The 23,337-nt window shown below is 71.0% G+C and carries 23 protein-coding genes; 17 read left to right on the forward strand and 6 right to left on the reverse strand.

What is annotated here, in order from left to right:
- Window positions 1-158: 158 nt before the first annotated feature.
- Both ASF45_RS32420 and ASF45_RS32425 read left to right on the forward strand, forming a co-directional pair.
- Entirely contained in the window at window positions 159-755 is a 597-nt protein-coding gene (locus ASF45_RS32420) for a TetR/AcrR family transcriptional regulator (protein WP_056673451.1), read from the forward strand.
- Window positions 752-2,152, forward strand: coding sequence for an MATE family efflux transporter (locus ASF45_RS32425; protein ID WP_056673455.1), 1,401 nt, complete (start codon window positions 752-754; stop codon window positions 2,150-2,152). The genes ASF45_RS32420 and ASF45_RS32425 overlap by 4 nt, the downstream gene beginning before the upstream one ends.
- Before the next feature lie 4 nt (window positions 2,153-2,156).
- On the opposite strand, the gene ASF45_RS32430 is transcribed toward ASF45_RS32425, so the two are convergent.
- From ASF45_RS32430 to ASF45_RS32445, 4 genes are read right to left on the reverse strand one after another with little or no spacing between them, the layout of a single operon-like run.
- Window positions 2,157-2,711, reverse strand: coding sequence for an NADPH-dependent FMN reductase (locus ASF45_RS32430; protein WP_056673458.1), 555 nt, complete (start codon window positions 2,709-2,711; stop codon window positions 2,157-2,159).
- 49 nt (window positions 2,712-2,760) lie between these two features.
- Window positions 2,761-3,546, reverse strand: coding sequence for a MetQ/NlpA family ABC transporter substrate-binding protein (locus ASF45_RS32435; RefSeq protein ID WP_056673461.1), 786 nt, complete (start codon window positions 3,544-3,546; stop codon window positions 2,761-2,763).
- A 22-nt stretch (window positions 3,547-3,568) separates the two neighbouring features.
- Window positions 3,569-4,240, reverse strand: coding sequence for a methionine ABC transporter permease (locus ASF45_RS32440; protein WP_056673463.1), 672 nt, complete (start codon window positions 4,238-4,240; stop codon window positions 3,569-3,571).
- Complete coding sequence (locus tag ASF45_RS32445) at window positions 4,233-5,285, reverse strand: methionine ABC transporter ATP-binding protein (protein WP_056673465.1); 1,053 nt, start codon at window positions 5,283-5,285, stop codon at window positions 4,233-4,235. Before ASF45_RS32445 ends, ASF45_RS32440 begins: the two co-directional genes overlap by 8 nt.
- A gap of 106 nt (window positions 5,286-5,391) precedes the next feature.
- On the opposite strand from ASF45_RS32445, the gene ASF45_RS32450 reads away from it, so the two are divergent.
- The gene (locus ASF45_RS32450) at window positions 5,392-6,345 is read left to right on the forward strand and encodes a DMT family transporter (protein ID WP_056673470.1); all 954 of its coding nucleotides are present in this window, start codon (window positions 5,392-5,394) and stop codon (window positions 6,343-6,345) included.
- Here the strand turns inward: ASF45_RS32450 and ASF45_RS32455 are convergent.
- A complete protein-coding gene (locus tag ASF45_RS32455; RefSeq protein ID WP_056673472.1) occupies window positions 6,239-7,375 on the reverse strand; it encodes an MFS transporter in 1,137 nt (378 codons plus the stop codon). The genes ASF45_RS32450 and ASF45_RS32455 overlap by 107 nt on opposite strands.
- Window positions 7,376-7,629: 254 nt before the next feature.
- Between ASF45_RS32455 and ASF45_RS32460 the strand changes: the two genes are divergently transcribed.
- From ASF45_RS32460 to yghU, 14 genes are all read left to right on the forward strand, one after another.
- Window positions 7,630-8,799 (forward strand): ABC transporter substrate-binding protein, encoded by a 1,170-nt coding sequence (locus ASF45_RS32460; RefSeq protein ID WP_056673475.1) that lies wholly within the window; start codon window positions 7,630-7,632, stop codon window positions 8,797-8,799.
- Window positions 8,800-8,806: 7 nt separating this feature from the next.
- Window positions 8,807-9,724 carry a branched-chain amino acid ABC transporter permease gene (locus ASF45_RS32465; protein ID WP_156473266.1) on the forward strand — a complete coding sequence of 306 codons (918 nt, stop codon included), beginning with the start codon at window positions 8,807-8,809 and terminating at the stop codon, window positions 9,722-9,724.
- A 2-nt stretch (window positions 9,725-9,726) separates the two neighbouring features.
- Window positions 9,727-10,689 (forward strand): branched-chain amino acid ABC transporter permease, encoded by a 963-nt coding sequence (locus ASF45_RS32470; RefSeq protein ID WP_056673478.1) that lies wholly within the window; start codon window positions 9,727-9,729, stop codon window positions 10,687-10,689.
- Window positions 10,686-11,432: an ABC transporter ATP-binding protein gene (locus ASF45_RS32475; protein ID WP_056673481.1), complete on the forward strand. Its 747-nt coding sequence runs from the start codon at window positions 10,686-10,688 to the stop codon at window positions 11,430-11,432. Before ASF45_RS32470 ends, ASF45_RS32475 begins: the two co-directional genes overlap by 4 nt.
- Window positions 11,429-12,139, forward strand: a complete 711-nt coding sequence (locus tag ASF45_RS32480; protein WP_056673484.1) for an ABC transporter ATP-binding protein — start codon at window positions 11,429-11,431, stop codon at window positions 12,137-12,139. The genes ASF45_RS32475 and ASF45_RS32480 overlap by 4 nt, the downstream gene beginning before the upstream one ends.
- A 93-nt stretch (window positions 12,140-12,232) precedes the next feature.
- Window positions 12,233-13,594, forward strand: a complete 1,362-nt coding sequence (locus ASF45_RS32485) for an aspartate aminotransferase family protein (protein ID WP_056673487.1) — start codon at window positions 12,233-12,235, stop codon at window positions 13,592-13,594.
- 2 nt (window positions 13,595-13,596) lie between these two features.
- Window positions 13,597-14,259, forward strand: coding sequence for a GntR family transcriptional regulator (locus ASF45_RS32490; RefSeq protein WP_056673490.1), 663 nt, complete (start codon window positions 13,597-13,599; stop codon window positions 14,257-14,259).
- A gap of 117 nt (window positions 14,260-14,376) precedes the next feature.
- Window positions 14,377-15,054, forward strand: a complete 678-nt coding sequence (locus tag ASF45_RS32495; protein ID WP_056673493.1) for a class II aldolase/adducin family protein — start codon at window positions 14,377-14,379, stop codon at window positions 15,052-15,054.
- On the forward strand, window positions 15,051-15,992 hold the full coding sequence (locus ASF45_RS32500) for a 3-hydroxyacyl-CoA dehydrogenase NAD-binding domain-containing protein (protein WP_056673496.1): 942 nt from the start codon (window positions 15,051-15,053) through the stop codon (window positions 15,990-15,992). Before ASF45_RS32495 ends, ASF45_RS32500 begins: the two co-directional genes overlap by 4 nt.
- 68 nt (window positions 15,993-16,060) lie before the next feature.
- A complete protein-coding gene (locus ASF45_RS32505; RefSeq protein ID WP_056673499.1) occupies window positions 16,061-16,771 on the forward strand; it encodes a matrixin family metalloprotease in 711 nt (236 codons plus the stop codon).
- Entirely contained in the window at window positions 16,740-17,234 is a 495-nt protein-coding gene (locus ASF45_RS32510; RefSeq protein ID WP_156473269.1) for a hypothetical protein, read from the forward strand. The genes ASF45_RS32505 and ASF45_RS32510 overlap by 32 nt, the downstream gene beginning before the upstream one ends.
- An 8-nt stretch (window positions 17,235-17,242) precedes the next feature.
- The gene (locus tag ASF45_RS32515; protein ID WP_056673508.1) at window positions 17,243-19,303 is read left to right on the forward strand and encodes a caspase family protein; all 2,061 of its coding nucleotides are present in this window, start codon (window positions 17,243-17,245) and stop codon (window positions 19,301-19,303) included.
- A 157-nt stretch (window positions 19,304-19,460) separates the two neighbouring features.
- Window positions 19,461-21,137: an ankyrin repeat domain-containing protein gene (locus ASF45_RS32520; RefSeq protein ID WP_056673511.1), complete on the forward strand. Its 1,677-nt coding sequence runs from the start codon at window positions 19,461-19,463 to the stop codon at window positions 21,135-21,137.
- An 18-nt stretch (window positions 21,138-21,155) separates the two neighbouring features.
- A complete protein-coding gene (yghU, locus tag ASF45_RS32525) occupies window positions 21,156-22,028 on the forward strand; it encodes a glutathione-dependent disulfide-bond oxidoreductase (RefSeq protein ID WP_056673514.1) in 873 nt (290 codons plus the stop codon).
- On the opposite strand, the gene ASF45_RS32530 is transcribed toward yghU, so the two are convergent.
- Entirely contained in the window at window positions 22,025-23,308 is a 1,284-nt protein-coding gene (locus tag ASF45_RS32530; RefSeq protein WP_056673518.1) for a flavin-dependent oxidoreductase, read from the reverse strand. The genes yghU and ASF45_RS32530 overlap by 4 nt on opposite strands.
- Between the last annotated feature and the right edge of the window lie 29 nt (window positions 23,309-23,337).

Here is a 23,337-nt window from a genome sequence, read left to right on the forward strand (position 1 = left end):
GATGCGCATTCAACGGCCCGGCGCCCGCCCGGCCGACATCCAGCGCATGAAGTTCTGTAAAGAGCGGTAGCCGCGCGTTCGCCCAAAAACATGATGGCCAACATCTATTTTCCTGTTCGATTTATGATGCCTGTCATTTATCGGAAATGGAGCGTCGCATGCCACGCGTATCCCAGCAACAGACCGACCAGAACCGCATCGCCATCGAGAAGGCCTCCGCGCGCCTGTTCCGCGAAAAGGGCCTGCACGGCGTCAGCGTCGCCGAGGTGATGGCCGCGGCCGGCCTCACGCATGGCGGCTTCTATGGCCATTTCTCCTCCAAGGAAGGCTTGGCCGCCGTGGCGTGCGCCAAGGCCTTCGAGCATTCCGGTGCGCGCTGGGACCAGCATTTCGCCGAACTGCCCGAGCGCAAGGACCGCCGCCAGGCTTATGTCGAAGGCTATCTGTCCACGGCCACACGCGACCGCCCCGGCAACAGCTGCACGGCCGCCGCGCTGGCCGGCGACGTGGCGCGCGCCGGTGCCGACGCGCCCGTGCGCGCGGCCTACCTGGACGGCGTGAAATCCATGGCCGCGCGCCTGGCCAGCCTGCAGCCCGACGCCGGCACGTCCGAAGCCGAGCAGCGCGCGCTGGCCGACGTGGCCACGCTGGTCGGCGCGCTGCTGTTGTCGCGCGCCACCAAGGGCGACCCGATCTCCGAAGCGCTGCTGTCCAGCGCACGCACGCGCCTGCTGCAGGAAGGCGCGCAGCCATGAGCGCCGTTCCCACCACCCCGGCAGCCGCACCCGGCAAGGCCGCAGTCGCCGCCCAGGCCCGCTCCCAGCGCCTGCTGCACGGCCCGGTGCTGGCCACCTTGCTGCTGCTGGCCGCGCCCAACCTCGTCGTGATGCTGGCGCAGGCCGCCGCCAACTTCCTGGAGAGCTACTTCGTCGGCCTGCTCGGCGTGGACGCACTGGCCGGCGCGGCGCTGGTGTTCCCGCTGGTCATGCTGATGCAGACCATGTCGGCCGGCGGCATGGGCGGGGGCATCTCCTCGGCCATTGCGCGCGCCATCGGCGCTGGCGACACGCACAAGGCGCAGGCGCTGGCGCTGCACGCGCTGGTCATCGCGCTGGCGTTCGGCATGGCCTGCATGCTGGGCGGGTTGCTGGGCGGGCCGCTGCTGTACCGCGCCATGGGCGCCACGCCGGCTGTGCAAGAGGCCGCCCTCGCCTACTCCAACGCGATCTTCGTCGGCGCCGTGTTCCTGTGGCTGGCCAACGGCATGGCCAGCGTGTTGCGCGGCAGCGGCAACATGGCGCTGCCGGCGATGGTGCTGTCCGGCGGCGTGCTGCTCCTGCTGCTCGCCTCGCCCGTGCTGATCTTCGGCTGGGGCCCGGTGCCGGCCCTGGGCATCACGGGCGCGGGGCTGGCCCTGGTCGTCTACTACGTCGCCGCGGCCGCGGTGATGCTGGTGTCGGTGTGGCGTGGCAACGGCGGCGTGCAGCTGCGCCTGAACCACACGCTGCGCTGGCCGCTGTTCCGCGACATCTTGGGCGTGGGCGCGCCGGCCATCGTCAACAACATCACGTTGAACCTCTCGGTGCTGACGGCCACGGCCCTGGTCAGTCCTCTGGGAAGCGAAGCGTTGGCAGGCTTCGGCCTCGGCATCCGACTCGAGTACCTGCAGATTCCCATCGTGTTCGGCTTTGGCGCTGCCATGGTCGCCATGGTCGGCATGAACACCGGCGCCGGCCAGCTCGTGCGCGCACGTCGCGTCGCCTGGACCGGGGCGCTGCTCGCCGCCGCCGTCACCTCATTCGTGGGCTTGGCTGCGGCGCTGTTCCCCGCCGCCTGGCTCGGGCTGTTCACGCACGACCAGGAGGCGATCCGCGTCGGCACGCAGTACCTGCGCGCGGTAGGGCCTGCCTACGGGCTGTTCGGACTGGGCTTGTCGCTTTATTTCGCCTCGCAAGGCGCGCGGCGCATGGGCTGGAGCATCGTGGCCGGCGCGGCGCGGCTGCTGGTGGTCTACCTGGCGGGCCATCTGGCGCTGCGGCTGGGGGCAGGCCTGCCCACGCTGCTGGCGATCATGGTCGCGGCACTGGCGTTCTATGCGCTGCTGAACGCCTGGCCCTGGTTTGCGCGTCCGCAGGACCGGCCGCGCGGCTGATGGCTCAGGCCGCGGCGTGCAGCCGCACCCAGGCCAGGTACTTGTCGAGCCAGCCCTGCAGGAAGGCGCGGCTGGCCTCGCCGATGCTGCCGTCGGCATTGAACAGGCCGTCCTTGGCCTGCACGAAGGCCTCGGGCTGGCCCAACGTGGGCACGTCCAGGTAGGCCAGCACATTGCGCAGGTGCTGCTGCGCCAGCGCCGTGCCGATGGCACCCACCGACACGCCGATCACGCCTGCGGGCTTGCCCGGAAACGCGCTTTTGCCATGAGGCCGCGAACCGTGGTCCAGCGCGTTCTTGAGCACGCCCGGGATCGAGCGGTTGTACTCGGGCGTCACGAACAGCAGGCCCTGCGCCGACTGGATCTCCGCCTTCAGCCGCGTGACGCTGGCGGCGGGGCTGCCGTCGTCGTCCTGGTTGTACAGCGGCAGGTCGTCGATGCGCAGCTGCTCGAACGTCACATCGGCGGGCGCGAGCTTGGCCAGCGCGACGGCCAGCTTGCGGTTGAACGAGTCCTTGCGCAGGCTGCCGACGATGACGGCGATCTTGGTCTGGGCCATGGGGCTGTCCTTTCAGAAGTGGTGAAGGGGCGCCCACCTTAGCCCAGATTCAGAAACCCGCCAGCACCGCGCCCTTGAACTCGGTCTGGATGAACTTGCGGACCTCGTCGGAGTGGTAGGCCTTCACCAGCTTGCCGACCCAGGGTTGGGCCTTGTCCTGCTCGCGCACGACCAGCACGTTCACGTAGGGCGACTTGGCGCTTTCCTGCGCGATGGCGTCCTTGCCGGGGTTCAGCCCGGCCGACAGCGCGAAGTTGGTGTTGACGGCCGCGGCATCCAGGTCGTCCAGCGAACGCGCCAGTTGCGCAGCCTCGAGTTCGACGAACTTCAGCTTCTTGGGGTTCTCCACCACGTCCAGCGGTGTGGCTTTGAGGCCCGCGGACGGCTTGATCTTGATCAGGCCCTTGTCCTGCAACACCAGCAGCACGCGGCCGCCGTTGGTCGGGTCGTTCGGGATGCCGAAGCGCGCGCCCTCCTTGAGGTCCTTCAGGTCCTTGACCTTCTTGGAGTACAGGCCGATCGGATAGTTGACCGTCTGCGCGACCGAGACCAGCTTGTAGCCGCGGTCCTTGACCTGCAGGTCCAGGAAGGGCTGGTGCTGGTAGCTGTTGGCGTCCAGGTCGCCGGCGGCCAGCGCGGCATTGGGCTGGATGTAGTCGCTGAACTCGACGATCTGGATCTTCAGACCGTCCTTCTCGGCGATGCGCTTGACCTGCTCGAAGATCTGCGCGTGCGGGCCAGCCGTGACGCCGATCTTGAGCGGCTTGTCCTGGGCGATGGCGGTGGAGGCCAGCAGGGCCAGCGCGATGGTGGAAATGAATGTACGTTTTTGCATGAGGAACTCCTGAAGAAAACAATCAACGGCGGATGCGGCGCACCAGCCAGTCGCCGGCGCTCTGCACCAGCTGCACGAAAACAATCAGCACGAGGACCACGGCGGCCATGACCTCGGGCAGGAAGCGCTGGTAGCCGTAGCGGATGCCCAGGTCGCCCAGGCCGCCGCCGCCGATGGCGCCGGCCATGGCCGAGAAGCCCGTCAGGCTCACCAGCGTGATCGTGAGCGCGGCCACGATGCCGGGCAGCGCCTCGGGCAGCAGGACCTTCCAGACGATCTGCGACGTGGTGGCGCCCATGGCCTGGGCCGCTTCCACGAGGCCATGGTCGACCTCGCGCAGCGCCGTCTCCACGAGCCTTGCCACGAAGGGCGCGGCCGCCAGCGTGAGCGGCACCACGGCCGCGGCCGTGCCGATGGACGAGCCCGTCACGAAGCGCGTGAACGGGATGATGGCCACCAGCAGGATGATGAAGGGCGTGGAACGCACGGCGTTGACGATGCCGCCCACGATGCGGTTGACGGGCGCGTTCTCGCGCACGCCACCGCGGTCGGTCAGGCGCAGCAGCACGCCCAGCGGCACGCCGATCAGCGCACCGGCCAGGCCCGAGATGCCGACCATCACCATCGTCTCCCACAGCGAGGTGGCGAACAGGTCCAGCAGCGGGCCGTTGAAGGTCTCGAGGAAATCAAACATGGGCGGCCTCCGGCACCAGGGGTTGGACACGCACACCGGCCTGGCGCAGGTGCGCGATGCCGGCCTGCAGCTGGTCGGCCGCGCCGCGAGCGAACACCGCCAGCTGGCCGAAAGGCTGGCCCTGCACCTCGTCGATCTGGCCGTGCAGGATGGACAGGTCCAGGCCGAACCGGCGCACCAGCTCGGTCAGCAGCGGCTGGTCGGCACCATCGCCGGCGAAGGCCAGGCGCAGCCCCTGCCCCTGGCCCGCCGGGCTCGCGCCCATCAGCGTGCGCAAGCGCGCCAGCACGGAGTCCGGCAATTCCTGCGGCACGATCTCCTCGATCAGGCTGCGCGTGGTGGCGTGCTGCGGGTGGGAGAACACGTCGATCACGCGGCCCTGCTCGACGATGCGGCCTGCGTCGATCACGGCCACGCGCTCGGCCACCTGCTTGATGACCTGCATCTGGTGCGTGATCAGCACGATGGTCAGGCCGAACTCCTGGTTGATCTGGCGCAACAGACCCAGGATGGAGCGCGTCGTCTCCGGATCCAGCGCCGAGGTCGCCTCGTCGGACAGCAGCACCTTGGGCCGGTTGGCCAGCGCCCGGGCAATGCCCACGCGCTGCTTCTGCCCGCCGCTGATCTGCGAGGGATGGCGCCTGGCCAGTGCCGACAGGCCGACCAGGTCCAGCAGCGGCTCCACACGCTTCTTGATCTCGCCGTCGGACAGACCGGCGATCTCCAGCGGCAAGGCCACGTTGTCGTAGACCGTGCGCGAGCTCAGCACATTGAAATGCTGGAACACGATGCCGATGTCGCGCCGCGCGATGCGCAGCGCCGCATCGTCCAGTGCCGTCATCTCGCGGCCGTCGACCAGCACCTGCCCCGACGTGGGCCGGTTCAACAGGTTGATCACGCGCACCAGCGAGCTTTTGCCCGCGCCGCTGCGGCCGATGATGCCGAACACCTCGCCGGCCGCCACCTGCAGGTCGATGCCGCGCAGCGCCTGTACCGGTCCGCTGCTACCCTGGTAGGTTTGGGTGATACCCCTCAACTCGATCATTGCTCACCATGGGCTCCGCCATCGGGGAAACCCTTATTCAATGCAAGGGGCGGGAATCTACGCTCTTTTTCATAAAACTCATAAGAATATAAAGTTCATTGCTTATATGAAGGCAAACGGGATCCTGCTCCACGTGGTCGGTCTGTGGGTGCTGTCGGGGCTGGATGCGAGCGGCAAGTACCTGGCGCTGGTGGGTGTGCCGGTGCTGCTCGTGGCCTGGGTGCGCTATGCCGTGCACACGGCGCTGTCCAGCGCCATCCTGCTGCCGCGCCGCGGCCGCGCGCTGCTGCGCACGCATTCGCTGCGCGGGCAGCTGCTGCGCGGCGTGCTCATGATCGCGTCGACGCTGCTGTTCTTCTCCGTTCTCAAGCGCGTGCCGCTGGCCGAAGCCACGGCCATGAACTTCATGGCGCCGGTCTTCCTGCTCGCGCTGGCGCCCTGGCTGCTCCACGAACCGCACCGGCTGCACCGCTGGCTGGGCGTGGCGCTCGGCTTTGCCGGCATGCTGCTCGTGGTCCGGCCGGGCGCGGGGCTGGACACCGTGGGCGTGCTGCTGGGCCTGGCCACGGCCCTGACCTTCGCGGCCTTCCAGATCGCCACGCGCCGGCTGGCCGGCGACGATCCGCTGACGACCAACTATTACGGCGGCCTGGTGGGCACCGTGGCGTTGACGCCGCTGCTGCCCTGGGTCTGGGAGCTGCCCGCGCTCGGCACGGGGCAGTGGCTGCTGCTGTTGTCCACCGGCGTCACGGGTGCGATCGGCCACGGCCTGCAGTCTGCTGCCTATGCACGCACGCCGGCCACACTGCTCGCGCCTTACAGCTACCTGCAGATCCTGAGTGCAGTGGCGCTCGGCTGGGCGGTCTTCGGCCAGCTGCCCGACGCCACAACGGCCCTGGGCATCGCCTGCATCTGCGGTGCCGGCATCGCCGTGGCGCTGGTCGAGCGCCGGCTCAATCGCGCAATGCGCGCCGCGCCAGTGCCGCCTGCAGCAGTGCGCAGCCCACGACCAGCGCCAATGCCGCCGTCAGCGAACTCCCATGGGCCACGAAGCCGATGATGGACGGCCCGACCATGAAACCGCAGTAGCCCACGGAAGCCACGGCCGAGATGCCGTGCGCCGGCGCCACGCCCGGCACCTGGGCGGCGGCACTGAACAGCACCGGCACCACGTTGGCCAGGCCCACACCGACCAGTGCGAAGCCCGCCAGTGCGAGTGGCACATTGGGCGACAACAGCACGAGCGCCAGCGCCACGGCCGCCAGGCAGGCGCTGGCGCGCAGCAGGCCCACAGCCGACCAGCGCGCGCGCAGCCGGTCGCCCACGAAGCGCGTGGCCGCCATCGCGGCCGAGAAGCTGGCATAGGCCAGCGCGGCCTGCTGCTGCGGCGCGCCGCGCTCGCTGGCCAGGAACAGCACGCTCCAGTCGTAGATCGCGCCCTCGACCACGAAGCCCAGCGCCGCCAGCAGGCCCAGCAGCGCCAGCCGCCCGCGCGGCAGCACGAAACGCCCGTGTGCTTCCTCGGCCGCAACCGGCGCCGGCGCCATCTGCCGCACGCTCCAGCCCACCAGCAGCATGCTGAAGACGGCCACTGCGAGCAGCTGCAGCTTCGGCGCCACGCCGGCCGTGAACAGCAGCCCGCCCACGCCCGCCCCCACCATGCCGCCCAGGCTGAACATGCCATGGAAGGCGCTCATGAGCGGCCGGCCGGCGTGGCGTTCGAGCTCCGAGGCATCGGCGTTCATGGCCACGTCCAGCAGGCCCGTCGCCAGTCCGAACAGGCCCAGCAGGCCCCACAACAGCACAGGGTGCGGCATGTGCAGCAGCAGCACCAGGGCCACGGCCGACAGCAGCGCGCCCCACCAGGCCACGCGGCGCGCACCGTGCCGCGCGATCAGCCAGCCGGCCTGGGTGAGCCCCAGCACCGAGCCCACGCCGGCCGCCAGCACCAGGCCGCCGATGGCGCCCACGCCCAGTCCGTAGACGGTCTTCACCGTGGGGATCTGCACACCCCAGGTCGCGAACATGAAACCGGCCGCGAAAAACAAAAAACGCGCAGCCCAGTGCGCGCGCACAGTCGAGGAAGTCATGGCGCCGACGATAGCCGAGCGGCATGACCGGCCCCGGCCCGAACCCTGCCACCACGGGGCGCCGGCCACAGAGACCCAGCGCTCCAAGCCTGATCGCGCAGGGCCGCGTCGCGCGCATTTGTGAACGCAGCAACCATGGTGCCCCTCCGGGTTAGCCACCAAGGTGGCTGCACTCTTTTGGTGAACAATGCGGCCCGCCGATGGCGCGCTGGGTGCTCCAGTCCGTCGGCCAGACCAACGACTAGGAGATCGACTTGAAACCAACGCTTCTCGCCAGCGCGCTCGCGGCCCTCGCCTTCGGCCTGTCGGCCCCTGCCCAGGCCCAGACCCCGGTCAAGATCGGCTTCATGGCGGAGCTGTCGGGTCCGCAGGCCGCGCTGGGGCAGGACATGCTGGACGCCTTCATGCTGGTCGTGGAGCAGAACGGCGGCAAGCTCGGCGATGTGCCCGTCAACGTGCTGCGCCGCGACAGCCAGCTCAAGCCCGAGGTCGCCAACCAGATCGCCGACGAACTCATCGAGAAGGAGAAGGTGCCCATCGTGGCCGGCATCACCTTCTCCAACATCATGATGGCCGTCAGCAAGAAGCTGACCTCGGCCGGCGTCATCGTGGTCGGCGGCAACGCCGGACCGGCGCCGCTGGCCGGCGCGCAGTGCGCGGCCAACCTGTTCGTCGTCTCCAAGCAGAACGACCAGTTCGCCGAGGCCATGGGCAAGTACGCCACCGACAAGGGCTACAAGCGCATCATCGCGATGACGCCCAACTACCAGGCCGGCAAGGACTACGTGGCCGGCTTCAAGCGCGTCTACAAGACCGCGCTGGCCGACGAGATTTACACCCCGCTGAACCAGCTCGACTTTTCGGCCGAGCTTTCGCGCATCGCGGCCGAGAAGCCCGACGCGGTCTACGCCTTCTATCCCGGCGGCCTGGGCGTGGCCTTCGTGCGCGCCTACCAGCAGGCCGGGCTGACAGCCAAGATCCCGCTGCTGACCGTGTCCACGGCCGACGGCACCACGCTGCCCGCGCTCAAGGACAGCGCGCTGGGCGTGATGTCGGCCTCCGCCTGGGGCCCGGACTTGCCGACGCCGGCCAACCAGAAGTTCGTGGCCGACTTCGAAGCCAAGTACAAGCGCACGCCGTCCGAGTACGCCGCCCAGTCCTACGACGCCGCACTCTTGATCGACTCGGCCCTGCGCAAGACCAAGGGCAGCACCGACAAGGCCACGCTGCAGACGGCGCTCAAGGCCGCGGACTTCAAGTCCGTGCGCGGCACTTTCAGCTTCGGCGCCAACAACTTCCCGGTGCAGGATTTCTACGTCTTCGAGGTGGCCAAGGACGCCAAGGGCAACGCCAACCTCAAGACGGTCAGCAAGCAGCTCACGGCGCACAAGGATGCCTATGTCGGCGAATGCCCCATGAAGTGAGCCGGGCTTGATCTGGAGCCTGTTCTTCTCCCAGCTGCTGAACGGGGTGCAGCTCGGGATGCTGTTGTTCCTGCTGTCGGCCGGCCTCACGCTGGTGTTCGGCATCATGAACTTCATCAACCTCGCGCACGGCTCGTTCTACATGCTGGGCGCCTACTTCGCGGCGGCTGCGCTGGCGCGCACGGATTCGTTCCTCCTTGCCGGCCTGGCCGGCATCGGCGGCGCCATGGCGCTCGCCTTCGCGATCGAGCGGCTGGCGCTGCGCCGGCTCTACACGCGCGACCACCTGGACCAGGTGCTGGCCACGCTGGGCCTGATCATGTTCTTCAACGAGGTGGTGCGCATGGTCTGGGGCTCGCAGCCCGTGTTCACGGCGCAACCGGCCTGGCTCAACGGCTCGCTGCAGTTCGGCGACTTCAGCTACCCGGCCTACCGGCTCATGATCATCGTGGCCGGGCTGCTGGTGGCGGCCGGCATCCACCTGCTGATCCACCGCACGCGCGTGGGCATGCTGGTGCGCGCCAGTTCCACGCACCCCGATACCGTGGCCGCGCTGGGCGTCAACGCGCGGCTGCTCAACACCTTGCTGTTTTCGGTCGGCGCGGGCCTGGCGGCGCTGGCCGGCTGGCTGGTCGGTCCCATCGTGTCGGTGCAGTCGGGCATGGGCGACAACGTGCTGATCCTCGCGCTGGTGGTCATCGTGATCGGCGGCATCGGCTCCATCCGCGGCGCCTTCCATGCGGCGCTGCTGGTGGGCCTGGTCGACACCATGGGCCGGGCGTACATGCCGCAGATCACGCGGCAGTTCTTCGAGCGCAGCGTGGCCGATGCGGCCGGGCCGGCGTTGGCCTCCATGCTGATCTACCTGTTCATGGCGCTGATCCTCGCCGTCAAGCCGACCGGCCTGTTCCCGGTGAAGCGTTGACGATGTTTCCCGAAAACCTGTCGTGGCGCTCGCCACGCGCCTGGCTGGCCTGCGCCATCGTGCTGCTGATGCTGCTCGTGCCGCTGTTCGCGCAATGGGCCGGCTCCAGCTTCTACCTCGGCTTCGCCACGCGCATCGTGGTGTTCGCCATTGCGGCCAGCGGGCTCAACCTGGTGCTGGGTTATGGCGGCATGGTCAGCCTGGGCCATGCGCTGTACGTGGGCCTGGGCGCCTACGTGGTCGGCATCGCGGCCTTCCATGGGCTTGCGAACGGCTGGGCTCAGCTCGGCATCGCGCTGGTGCTGGCGGCCGGCGTGGCGGCCATCACCGGCCTGGTGTCGCTGCGCACGCGCGGCATCGGCTTCATCATGATCACGCTGGCCTTCGGCCAGATGTTCTATTTCCTGGCCGTGAGCCTCAAGCCCTACGGCGGCGACGACGGCCTGCCGCTCGCCGAGCGCAGCCAGCTCACGCCGCTGCCCGCGCTGGACGGCAAGGTGGCGCTGTACTACCTCGCACTGGCCGTGCTGTTCACGGTGATGCTGCTGGTCTGGCGCGCCGTGCACAGCCGCTTCGGCATGGTGCTGCGCGGCTTCCATGCCAACGAGCGGCGCATGCTGGCGGCCGGCCATCCGCGGCTGCGCTACCAGCTCACGGCCTATGTGCTGTCGGCCCTGGTCTGCACGCTGGCCGGCGTGCTGCAGGGCAACCTCACGGCCTTCGCCTCGCCCTCCTACCTGTCCTGGCAGGCCTCGGGCGAGCTGATCCTGATCGTGGTGCTGGGCGGGATGGGCACGGTCATGGGGCCGCTGGTCGGCGCCGTGGTGCTGCTGGTCCTCGAAGAGATGTTGTCGGGTTGGACGCAGCACTGGATGGCCATCCTGGGACCGTTGATCCTGCTCGTCGCGCTGGTGTCGCGGCGCGGCATCTGGGGCGTGGTCATGCAGTGGGAGAAGCGCGCATGAGCACGCCGCTGCTGCGCGTGGAAGGCCTGGTCAAGCGCTTCGGCGGCCTCACCGCGACCGACCGGCTGGCGCTGTCCCTGGCGCCGGGCGAGACCCATGCGCTGATCGGCCCGAACGGCGCCGGCAAGACCACGGTCATGGGCCAGCTGACCGGCGAGCTGCTGCCCGACGCCGGCCGCGTGCTCTACGACGGCCAGGACATCACGCGCTGGCCCGTGCCCCGGCGCGCGCTGGCCGGCATCGCGCGCAGCTACCAGATCACGCAGCTGCTGCACGGCTTCTCGGTCCTGGAGAACGTGATGCTCGTGGTGCAGGCCCGCAGCGGCCATTCCTTCGGCGCCTGGACGCCCGTGCGCCGCCAGCGCGCGCTGACCGAACCCGCCCTGCAGGCCCTGGCCCAGGCCGGCCTGGCCGAGCGCGCGCAGGACGACGTGATGGCCTTGGCCCATGGCGAGCACCGTCAGCTGGAACTGGCCATGGCCCTGGCCATGCAGCCGCGCCTGCTGCTGCTGGACGAACCGCTGGCCGGCATGAGCCAGGGCGAGTCGGCCCGCATGGTCGCACTGCTGCAAGGCCTCAAGGGCCGCTACACCATGCTGCTCGTGGAGCACGACATGCAGGCCGTGTTCAGCCTCGCCGACCGCGTGAGCGTGCTGGTCTACGGCCGCGCCATCGCCTGCGGTACGCCGGGCGAGGTGCAGGCCGATCCGGCGGTGCGCCAGGCCTACCTCGGGGACGATTGATGGCGCTGCTCCAAGTCCAGGGCCTGCAGGCCGGTTACGGCGCCAGCCGCGTGCTGCACGGCATCGACCTCACCGTCGGCGACGGGTGCATCGTCACGCTGCTGGGCAAGAACGGCATGGGCAAGACCACCACGCTCAAGAGCGTGATGGGCCTCGTGCCCAAGCAGGCCGGCAGCGTGCAGTTCGCCGGGCGCGACACCACGCGCATGGCCGCCTTCGAGGCCGCGCGCCTGGGGCTGGGCTGGGTGCCCGAAGGCCGCCAGGTCTTCCCCACGCTCACGGTGCAGGAGAACCTCGTGGCCACGGCCGCCAACCGGCATGGCGCGGCCGAGCCCTTCACCTTGCAGCGCGTCTACGATTTCTTTCCGCGCCTGGCCGAGCGCGCCGGCAACCTGGGCAACCAGCTCTCGGGCGGCGAGCAGCAGATGCTCGCCATCGGCCGCGCGCTGATGACCAACCCCCGGCTGCTGATCCTGGACGAGGCCACCGAAGGCCTGGCACCGCTGGTGCGCGCCGAGATCTGGCGCGTGCTGGCCGCGCTGCGCGCCACCGGCATGGCCATGCTGGTGGTGGACAAGAACCTGGGCGCGCTGCTGGCGCTGGCCGACCAGCATGTGGTGCTGGAAAAGGGCCGCATCGTCTGGCAGGGCGACGGCGCCGCGCTGCAGGCGGACCGCGCCACCGTCCAGGGCCACCTGGGCATCTGAGTCGCTTGATCACAATGGCGCATGTAACATTAGCACCATAGGGGTGAACAGCTGCTTATGATCAAAAGCACTGCCACCTCGTCACTCATTAGCATGTCCAGCAGCGCCATTTCCCCCGACCGCATCGCCCAACTCACGGCCCGCGAGCGCGCGCGCTTCGCCGCCGCGCGCCCGCGCAGCGCCGCGCTCGCCGCGCGCAACGCCGAGCACCTGCTGTTCGGCGTGCCGCTGCACTGGATGAGCGACTGGGGCACGCCCTTCGCTTTGCACGTGGCCGAGGCCCGCGGCGCGCAGCTGACCGACGTGGATGGCCACCGGCTCGTGGACTTCTGCCTGGGCGACACCGGCGCCATGTTCGGCCATTCCCCGGCGCCCGTGGTCACGGCGCTGCAGGCCCAGGCCGCGCGCGGCCTGACGGCCATGCTGGCCAGCGAAGACGCGGCCGCCGTCGGCGAGCTGCTGGCCACGCGCTTCGGCCTGCCGCGCTGGCAGTTCGCGATGACGGCCACCGATGCCAACCGCTTCCTGCTGCGCTGGCTGCGCGCCGTGACCGGCCGCTCCGTGCTGCTGGTGTTCAACGGCTGCTACCACGGCACCGTGGACGACGTCTTCGTCGACCTCGTGGACGGCCAACCGGTGCAACGCGCAAGCCTGCTCGGCCAGGTGCACGATCTCACGCAGACCACGCGCGTGGTCGAGTTCAACGACCTGGCCGCACTGGAGGCGGCGCTCGCGCCCGGCGACGTGGCCTGCGTGCTGGCCGAGCCCGTCATGACCAACATCGGCATGGTGCTGCCCGAGCCCGGCTTCTGGCCGGCTGCGGCCGAACTGGTCCGCCGCCACGGCAGCCTGCTGGTGCTGGACGAGACCCACACCATCAGCAGCGGCCCCGGCGGCTACGCGCGTGCCCACGGCCTGGCGCCCGACGCGCTGGTGCTCGGCAAGCCGCTGGGCGGCGGCATGCCCTGCGCGGCCTATGGCTTCACGGCCGAACTGGCGGCGCGCTGCGAGGCTGCCAAGCGCGCCGCGCCGCCCGGCCACTCGGGCATCGGCACCACGCTCACGGCCAACCTGCTGGCCATGGCCGCGATGCGCGCCACGCTGTCCACGCTGATGACGGACGCCGTCTACCAACCCATGCTGGCGCTGGCCGGCGAACTGGCGCAAGGCCTGCGCGGCGCCATCGCACGGCACGGCCTGCCCTGGTGCGTGAGCCAGGTCGGTGCGCGTGCCGAATTCCAGTTCTGCGCCCGGCCGCCGCGCAACGGCAGCGAAGCCGCAGCCGCCATGGACGACGCGCTCGAACACCTGCTGCACCTGGCGCTATTGAACCGCGGCGTGCTGATCACGCCCTTCCACAACATGATGCTGGTCTGCCCCGAGACCAGCACAGCCGACGTCGCGCGCCTCGTCGAGGCCTTCGACGCCGTGCTGGCCGAACTCATCGCCCCCTGACGATGCCCCCAGAGCCCGCTGCCCCCGCCACCCAGCAGGACACCATCTACGCGCAGCTGCGCCAATGGGTCACGGTCGGCCGCTTCCAGCCCGGCGAGCGGCTCAAGATCCGCGAGCTGGCCGAGCGCCTGGGCTGCGGCCTCATGCCGGTGCGCGCTGCGCTGCAGCGCCTGGCGGCCGAAGGCGCGCTGCGCAACGTGCCCAATGCCGGCGTGGTCGTGCCCAAGCTCTCGCCGGCCGAGTTCGACGACCTCGTGCAGATGCGCATGCTGCTGGAGGGCGAGGCCGCCGAGCGCGGCGCGCTGCGCATCGACGAGCCCGGCCGCGCCGCGCTCGTGGCGCTGGGCGCAAGCATGCGCGAGGCGCTGGCGCAGAACAACGCGGCCGGCTACCTGGCCGCCAACGAGGATTTCCAGGTGCGGCTGTACCGCGCCGCCGGCTCGCCGCTGCTGTTCGACCTCATCGAGACGCTGTGGCTCAAGGCCGGCCCGGTGTCCAATCGCCTGTTCGAGGCGCCCGAAGCCGCCGTGGCGCTCAAGGACGCGCACGAGCCCACGCTCGCCGCGCTGGCGCGCCACGACCCCGTGGGCGTGCGCCTGGCCGTGGAGCGCGACCTGTTCATCGCCAGCCAGTTCATCCGCCGGCGCCTGCGCGCCATCCGCTAGACATGAGCCCACCCCTGGCGTGGCCTGCTCCGCGGCCTTCGGAACCTCTGGAGACGAGCCCGGTTCTGACGCTGTCGTAACGCACGACGCACCCACGAATCTTCCGAAGGAAACACCATGGAACCCGACGCGCTCGAATCCGCGCAACTGCTGGTGCGCCGCGCCGGCCGCGCGCTGGCCCGGCACGGCCTGCTGCACGCCTACGGCCACTGCAGCATGCGGCTCGATGCCGACCACTTCCTGGTCTGCGCCAGCCAGCCGCCTGGCACCATCGGTTTCGGCGTGCCGGGCACGGTGGTGCCGCTGGCCGGCGAGTTCCCCGACGACCTGCTGGGCGAGGTGCGCATCCACCGCGCCATCTACCGCCGCCGACCCGACATCGGCGGCGTGGTGCGCGCCATGCCGCCCAAGACCATGTCGCTGTCCACGCTGCGACGCACGCCGCGCGTGCTGCACGGCATGGGCAGCTACTTCCATCCCGGCACACCGCTCTGGGACGACGTGCAGCTGCTGCGCTCGGACGCCCAGGCCGAGGCCCTGGTGACGCAGATGGGCAATGCACCGGCCGTCGTCATGCGCGGCAATGGCGTGGTGGTGGCCGGCCCCAGCCTGCCCGACGCCGTGGTGCTGACCTGGTACCTGGAGGACGCCGCCCGCATCGAACTGGACTGCGCTGCCGCAGGCGGCACGCCTGTCGAGCTCACCGCCGACGAAGCCACGCGCCGCGCCACGCGCGCCGGCCGCATCTTCGAACGCATGTGGGACCACCTTTCGCACGGAGATCCCGAAGTTTGAACACCACAGACCCAACCCCCATCGCCGTGCTCGGCGCAGGCGTCATCGGCGCCGCCTGGGCGGCCTTCTTCGCGCTGGCCGGCCGTACGGTGCGCGTGGCCGACCCCGCACCCGACGCACAGCAGCGCCTGGACGACATGCTCGCGCGCGCCCGCCCCGCCATGCAGGCGCTGGGCCTGCTGCACGACCAACCCACGCTGCCGCGCCTGTGCGCCGGCATCGAGGAGGCCGTGCAAGGCGTCGGTGCCATCCAGGAGGCCCTGCCGGAACAGCTGGAGCTCAAGCGCGCCGCCTACTGCGCCGTGGAGGCTGCGGCGCCGGCAGATGCCTTGCTGATGTCCAGTTCCTCGGGCCTGATGCCCACGTTGCTGCAGCAGGGCCTGGCGCATCCGGAGCGCCTGCTGGTCGCCCATCCCTGCAACCCGGCCTACCTGATGCCGCTGGTGGAACTGGTCGGCGGCCAGGCCACCAGCGCCGAGGCCATGGACCGGGCCGAGGCCTTCTACCGCGCGCTGGGCAAACAGACCGTGCGCCTGCAGCGCGAGGCCACGGGCCACCTCGTCAACCGCCTGCAGGCCGCGCTGTGGCGCGAGGCCGTGCACCTGGTCGCCGGCGGCTACGCCAGCGTGGCCGACGTGGACCGCGCCGTGACCGAGGGCCTGGGCGCGCGCTGGACCGTCTGCGGCCCGCACACGATCTTCCACCTTTCGGGCGGCCCGCGCGGCATGGAAGCCTTCCTGGAGCGGCTGGGCCCGGCCGTGGAAAGCTGGTGGGCCGACCTGGGCCAGCCCAGCCTGGACGCGGACACGCGCGCCAAGCTCGTCGCGCAGATGCAGGAGGCCGCTGCCGGCCGCAGCACCGAGGCCATGGCCGGGCAGCGCGACGCCCACATGCTGCGCGTGATGCGGCTGCTGCAGGGCAATCCTCCACCGACCTGAGGATTGCGCTCGCGCGTGGGCGCCGCACAATCGCGGCACGGCCACCGATGCCGTGCAAGGAGCCCACGATGAGCGAAGAACGCAAGCAATGGATCTGCACGGCCGTCGACATCGACGGCGGCCAGCGCGTGGCGGGCAACCCCATGCAGCTCACGCCCATGGGCGTGGCGGCCAGGAACAAGCTCTGGCCGCGCGACAAGGTGCTCAGGGTGCGCTTCCTGCAGGGCAGCGCCGCGCTGCACGAACGCACGCTGAAGACCGCACAGGCCTGGATGCTGGACGGCGTGCACCTCAAGCTGGAACAGGCCCAACCCAACGAGGCCGGCGACATCCGCATCAGCTTCGACCCTGCCGCCGGTTCCTGGTCCTACGTGGGCACGGACGCCAAAGGCATCCGCAGTTCGCAGGCCACCATGAACCTGGGCTGGGCTGCGCTGGACACGCCCGAGCAGGACTTCTCCAGCGTGGTGATCCACGAGTTCGGCCATGCGCTGGGCCTGCTGCACGAGCACAACCACCCCGGCGCGCTCGTGCAGTGGGACAAGGCCGCTGTCAAGGCCGACCTGGGTGGCTCGCCCAACTTCTGGGACGACGCGACCATCTCCCACAACGTGTTCGCCAAGTTCGACGCGTCGACCACGATCACGACCGACTTCGACAGCGCCTCGGTCATGATCTACACCATCCCGGCCCACTGGACCACCAACGGCAAGAGCTTCATGCCCTCGTGGAAGCTGTCGGCCGGCGATGCCGCCACCATCCGCAAGCTCTACGCCTGATCTGCTGGCCTTCCAGGGCCTGCGCATGCGCGTGCACCGCATCGGGCTGGCCCACTGGCGGCCCGGCGCGCGGCTGCGCAGCTGGGGCGTCGCGCCACTGCACCGCAGTGGCGAGCAGTTGCTGGTGCCCTGTGGCGCGCACGAGGCCCTGTGGCTGGGCTTCTGGCAGGACGAAGAGGACGGCCCCGGCGCCACGGTGGAGCTGCACGATCGCGCGCGCGCAAGCGCTGCCCGCATCGTGCTGCCGCCCGACTTCCAGCTCACCGCGCTGCGCAGTGCCGACGGTGCGGCGCAGCCGATCGCGCCACCAGCGGCGCACTACGAACTCGCGCTGTCCACGGGCGGTGCACGCTGCCTGCTCATGCTGCAGCTGCAGCCGCCGCGCGAATGGGCGCAGGCTGCTGGCCGCGCCGCACCTGCTGCCTTGGGCGGCCCGCCCCCTCCTCCACCCCGCTACGGCTAGGAGACGCCATGGCCCTGGAACCCGTCGCCAACACGCCCGGCCTGTGGCGCGACCCGCAGTGGCAGGCCGGCATGCCGGGCCTGTACGCGCTGCTGGCCGGCGTGAGCGCCTATCCACACCTGGAAGGCGGCAGCGCGCCCGCGCCCGATGCCTTCGGCCTGGGCCAGCTGGGCGCCTCGGCCAACACCGCGGCCAGCCTGTTCGAGTGGCTGCGTGCCGACTTCCGCCACGACGGCCTGCCGCTGGTCTGGTGCCAGCTGCTGCTGTCGCCCACGCCCGAGGAGAAGGCCGGCTTCGCCACGCGCGGCCTCGTGCACTACGCGCCGGCCGACCATGCCACGCTGGTCAAGGCCATCCAGCGCTGGACCGGCCAGGTGCCCAGCGCGCCGGCGGCCGCGCGCCAGAGCCGCACGCTGTTCTTCTTCAGCGGCCACGGCGTGCAATCGAACTGGCGCGCGCTGCTGCTGCCCAGCGACTACCTGGACCCGGACCCCGGCGCGCCGCAGCTGCAGAACTGCATCAGCACGCGTGAGCTGCAGGATTGGATGGAGCAAAGCCCCGTGGCCGAGCATCTCGCGCTGATCGACGCCTGCCGCAACGAGTTCTCGCCGCTGGCCTCGCGCGGGGCCACGGCCAACACCTGCTTTCCGCTGTTGCAGGCCGGCACCCAGGTGCCGCGCACGGCCGCCTCGCTGGCCGCCACCTCGCCCGGCACGCAGGCCTACCAGGTGCCGGGCCAGCCGCACACGCTGTTCGGCCAGGCCGTGCTCAACGCCGTGCGCGGCGACGGCGGCGGCGATGCACGGCTGGAGTTCCGCGAGCTCGTGGTGGCCGTGCGCAAGGACGTGAACGCGCTGCTCAGGGCCGCCAGCCAAGGGCAGCTGGAGCAGGCCGTGCGGCCGCGCGTGGAGGGTGACGATGCGCTCGTCGTCACCGAGCTGCTGGCCGGCGCCATGCCGCCGCCAGTGCCGGGTGGATTGCCGCGCGTGGGCGCTGGCCGCCCCCGCCCCGACGCGCTGACCGAGGCGCTGCGCGCGAGCGCCGAACGCTTCGACCCCGCGCTCGCGGTGCACGACGCCATCGCCTTCGAGCTGCTGACGCAGGACTTCGGCGAGATCCACCGCCGCATGGGCCACGAATACACCTCGCACCTGTGGCGCGAAGGCGTGCACGCCTTCGGCCTGGACGACGGCCGCCCGCTCGGCGCGGGGCTGGTGCTGCAGGCTGTCGAGCGCGACGACCCGAGCAGCCAGGTGCAGGTCGACCTGGAACTGCCCGCCCGCGCGGGCGGCGTGCTCTTGGTGTTCGAGGGCACGCAGTACGTGCAGCGCGAGCGCCTGGCCGTGGCGCTGCCGACCGATGCCGGCGGGCCGGTGCCGATCCGCCTGTCGCTCCAGTTCGGCTCCGCCCTGCCCGGGGAGCCGCCGCGGCTGCTCAAGCTGCAGGCGCGCCTGGGACCATCCGCGCACAACCCGCACTACCAGTGCGCCTGGCAGCTGCTGCGCGAGGCCGAACTCGGCAGCCCGCGCAAGGCCGCCGAACGCATCGACCCCGAGCGCCTGCGCGCCGCCGCGCAGGATGAACCCAACGGCCAGGTCGCGCTCACAGCCGGCCTGCTGCTGCAGGCCCGCACCGGCCACGTCGACCAGCTGCAGGCCTTCCCGCGCAGCCTGCTGCTGCGCGTGCCGGAGTCGCCCGATGCGGCCGTGCTCTGGGCCGCCTCGCTGCGCCATGCGCTGGACCACGGCAAGAAGAAGCCCTTCGGCGAGTCCGCCCCGCAGGCCGCGTGCGTGGCGGCGCTGGCCAGCCTGCAGCAGCGCGGCCTGCCCTACTTCGCCGACAGCCTGGAGCTGGCCGAGCGCCTGCTGCGCCAGGCGCTGCGCGGGCCGCTGAAGGCCGGCCAGGACGCGCCGCTGCGCGCCGTGCAACACGCCATTGCGCAGTTGTACGAGGTGGCGCAGCCCGACGGGCAGTTTCCCGTGCTGGCCGGCCTGCCGCGGCCCGCAGCCCTGCCGGGCCAGGGGCCCCTCACCGTCGCCGAGATGCGCGCCCTGCTGCTCCGGCGCTGAGCTAACATGCCGGCCGCGGAGCAAGCCGCGCCCGGACCCGCGGGAAGGGTTGAACCCACTTGCCCCACGCACGCGGCCACGCGTGCGCCCGAGGTTTGTCTCCACCTTTGTGCGGCCGATGCTGCGGGTCCCCGGCCTTCCACGCACGGAGGTTTCCTTGAAGCACGTCCCCACGCGGCCCGACGCCGCCCACCTGAAGAAGCAGGCCAAACAGTTGCTGGCCGCCCTGCGCGCCGGCGCGGCCGAGGCCTTTGGCCGCATGCGCGCCGCCCTGCCAGCAGCGCGGGGTGCCAGCGATGCGGCGATCGCGGCCATGGACCTGCGGCTGCACGACGCGCAATCCTGCATCGCGCGCGAACACGGTTTCGTCTCCTGGTCCGAACTCATGGGCTTCGTGGCCGCGCGCCTCGCCCATGCCGAGGCCATCGCCGACCCGGCCCGCGCGCGCCTGCGCTGGCTGCAGCTGGCCTATGCCGGCGACGTGGCGGGCGGCACCAGCCGCGCCCAGCCGGCCGTGGCCGCGCGCCTGCTGGCCGAGCAGCCCGCACTGGCGGGTGACGACCTGACCATGGCCTGTGCCACCGGCGACGTGGCGCGGCTGCGCGCGGCCCTCGCGCGCGACCCGGCCTGGCTGCACCGGCCCGGCGGTGCGCTGCAGCTGCCGCCGCTCGTCGCCGTGGCCCACTCCAGCCTGTGGCAGCTGCCGGCCCACCGTCCCGGACTGCTGGCCTGCGCGCGGCTGTTGCTGGACGCCGGGGCCGATGCGAACCAGTCCGTCGGCAACCGCTGGCCGCCGGCCTCGCTGCAGTCGCCTTCCAGCAACGAGCGGCTGTCCGCGCTGTACGGCGCGGCCGGCCAGAACCGCGACCCGGAACTCACGCGATGGCTGCTGGCCGCGGGCGCGGACCCCGACAACGGCGAATCGCTCTACCACGCGCTGGAGAGCGTGGAATGCACCCGGCTGCTGCTGCAGGCCGGCGCGCGCGTGACGGGCAGCAACGCGCTGTACCGCGTGCTCGACCTCGATGCCCTGCCGCAGCTGCGCCTGCTGCTGGCGCACGGGGCCGATCCGAACGAGCCCGCGCCCGGCGCACCCACGGTCAGCTGGGGGCGACCCTTGCTGTGGGCGATCCGCCGGCGCCGCTCGGCCGAGCATGCCCAGGCGCTGCTGCAGGCCGGTGCCGATCCGCAGGCGCGCATGCCGGACGGCACCGACGCCGCCACGCTCGCGCTGCGCTACGGCCTGCCCGAGGTCGCCGCGCTGCTGGTCGCGGCCGGCGTGCCCGCGCCGGCCGCGCCGTTGGAGCGCTTCCTGGCCGCCTGCGCACGCGGCGACGAGGCCGCGGCGCGGCAGTTGCAGCAGCCCGGCTGGCCCGCGGAACTGCCTGCCGAGCACCTGCGCCTGCTGCCCGAACTGGCGGCCCAGGGCCTGCTGCCGGCCGTGCAATGCATGCTGCAGCTGGGCTGGCCGGTGGCCGTGCGCGGCGGCGACTGGGACGCCTCGGCGCTGAACCAGGCCGTGTTCCGCGGCGACGCGGCCATGGCGCGCCTGCTGCTGGACCATGGCGCGCAATGGACCGAGCGCCACGGTTACGGCGACAACTGCTGCGGCACGCTGCAGTGGGCTTCGAGCAACCAGCCCGATGCCGCCGAAGGCGACTGGCTGGGCTGCGCCCAGGCCCTGGTGGCGCACGGCATGCCCGGGGCGCGGCCCGATCCGCAGGACCCGGACAGCGTGCTCATCCAGGGCCAGCGCGCGCGCTTCTCCGACGAGGTCACCGAATTCCTGCTCGAGGTCGGGGCCGCCCAGGCAAGCTCTGCATCGCCTGGCTGATCCCGATAGACTGGATCGATGCCTGACGAACCCAACTACACCCCACCCGCCGTCTGGACCTGGAACAAGGCCAGCGGCGGCCGCTTCGCCAACATCAACCGCCCCGTGGCTGGCGCCACGCACGACAAGGAACTGCCGGTCGGCAAGCATCCGCTGCAGCTGTACTCGCTGGGCACGCCGAACGGCGTCAAGGTCACGGTGATGCTGGAGGAACTGCTGGCCCTGGGCCACAGCGGCGCGGAGTACGACGCCTGGCTCATCAACATCGGCGAGGGCGACCAGTTCGGCAGCGGCTTCGTGGCCGTCAACCCCAACTCCAAGATCCCGGCGCTGGTGGACCGCAGCGGCGCGGAGCCCGTGCGCGTGTTCGAGTCCGGCGCCATCCTGCTGTACCTGGCCGAGAAGTTCGGCGCTTTCCTGCCCAGCGGCGGCGCGGCGCGCGCCGAGTGCCTGTCCTGGCTGTTCTGGCAGATGGGCAGCGCGCCTTTCCTCGGCGGCGGCTTCGGCCACTTCTACGCCTATGCGCCGAGCAAGATCGAGTACGCGATCGACCGCTACGCGATGGAGGTCAAGCGCCAGCTCGACGTGCTGAACCGGCGCCTGGCCGAAAGCCGCTTCGTCGCCGGCGACGACTACACCATCGCCGACATGGCGATCTGGCCCTGGTACGGTGCGCTGGCCAAGGGCCAGCTCTACGGCGAGTCGGGCACCTTCCTGCAGGTGCAGGAGTACACCCACGTGCAGCGCTGGACCGAGGAGATCGCCCAGCGCCCCGGCGCGCGCCGCGGCCGCATGGTCAACCGCGTGCAGGGCAAGCCCGAGAGCCAGCTGCGCGAACGCCACGATGCGAGCGACTTCGACACGAAGACGCTCGACAAGCTGGGGGGTTAAACGCGCACCGTCGGCGGCGCCGCGTTGAGCGTCTCGATCGCGAAGCCCGCGGCCGCCTTGTAGCGCGCCATGAAGGCTTCGCGCTCGGTCTTGGGCACCACCTGGTCGATGTCGTCGAAGACACCACTGCAGCGCTCGTCCACCAGGCCCAGCAGGCCGAACGGGCCGGCGCCGCGGTTGCGCAGCACCAGCGCCGAGATGTCGGCGCAGAGCTTGTCGTCGTAGGCGCGCAGCGCGGCGACGCCCAGGCCGTGGTCCTGCAGCGCAGCGCCCAGCACGCGCGCGTCCACGATGGCCTGGCTCGCGCCGTTGGAGCCCACCGGGTACATCACGTGCGCGGCATCGCCCAGCAAGGCCACCCGGCCATCGACCCAGGTCGGCACCGGGTCGCGGTCGATCATGGGGTACTCGTACACCTGGCTGGCGCCGCGCAGCAGGGCCGGCACGTCGATCCAGCCGTAGTCCCAGCCTGCGAAGCGGTGGATGAATTCGTCGATCGCCACACGCCGGTTCCAGTCCCCCTGGGTCCAGCCCTGGGAGTTGTCGACCGTGATCTCGGCGATCCAGTTGATGGTAGCCAGGCCCGTGGCAGGGTCCGGCTTGGAGATCGGGTAGCAGACCACACGGTGCTTGAGGCTGCCCAGGCCGACGAAGGACGCGCCCGTGCGGATCGGCACGCCCGGGGTGGTGCCGCGCCACATGATGGCGCCGCCCCAGTGGATCGGCGGCTGCTGCGGGTGCATCTGTGCGCGCACGGCCGAGTGCAGGCCATCGGCGGCGACCAGCAGGGCGCCCTGCACTTCGCGCCGCTGGCCATCGCGCGTCTCGATCTGCGCCGTGACGCCATCCTCGCCGTTGCGGTAACCCGTCACGCGCTGGCCCAGTTGCACCGCACCGGGGCCCAGGCGCTCCAGCACCGCGCGGTACAGCAGCATCTGCAGTTCGCCACGGTGCACCGCATACTGCGGCCAGCGGTAGCCGGCTGCCAGGCCGCGCGGCTCGGCATAGATTTCGCGTCCGTTGCGGCCGACCAGCGCCCACTCGCGCGCCTGGATGCCGATGCGGTCGAGCACGCGGTCGTCGAGCCCCAGCTCGTACAGCTCGCGCACGGCATTGGGCTGCAGGTTGATGCCCACGCCCAGCGGTTGCAGCTCCGGCACGGCCTCGTAGACCACGCAGGGCACGCCGATCTGGTGCAGCGTGAGCGCCATGGCCATGCCGCCGATGCCGCCGCCGGCGATCAGGACGGGGGCCGCAGAAGGTGTCTTCGTCTCCAACATGGGGCCGGATTGTGCGGCAAGGCCAGGGC

The organism is Pseudorhodoferax sp. Leaf265 (assembly GCF_001422365.1).
GTDB lineage: Bacteria > Pseudomonadota > Gammaproteobacteria > Burkholderiales > Burkholderiaceae_C > Pseudorhodoferax.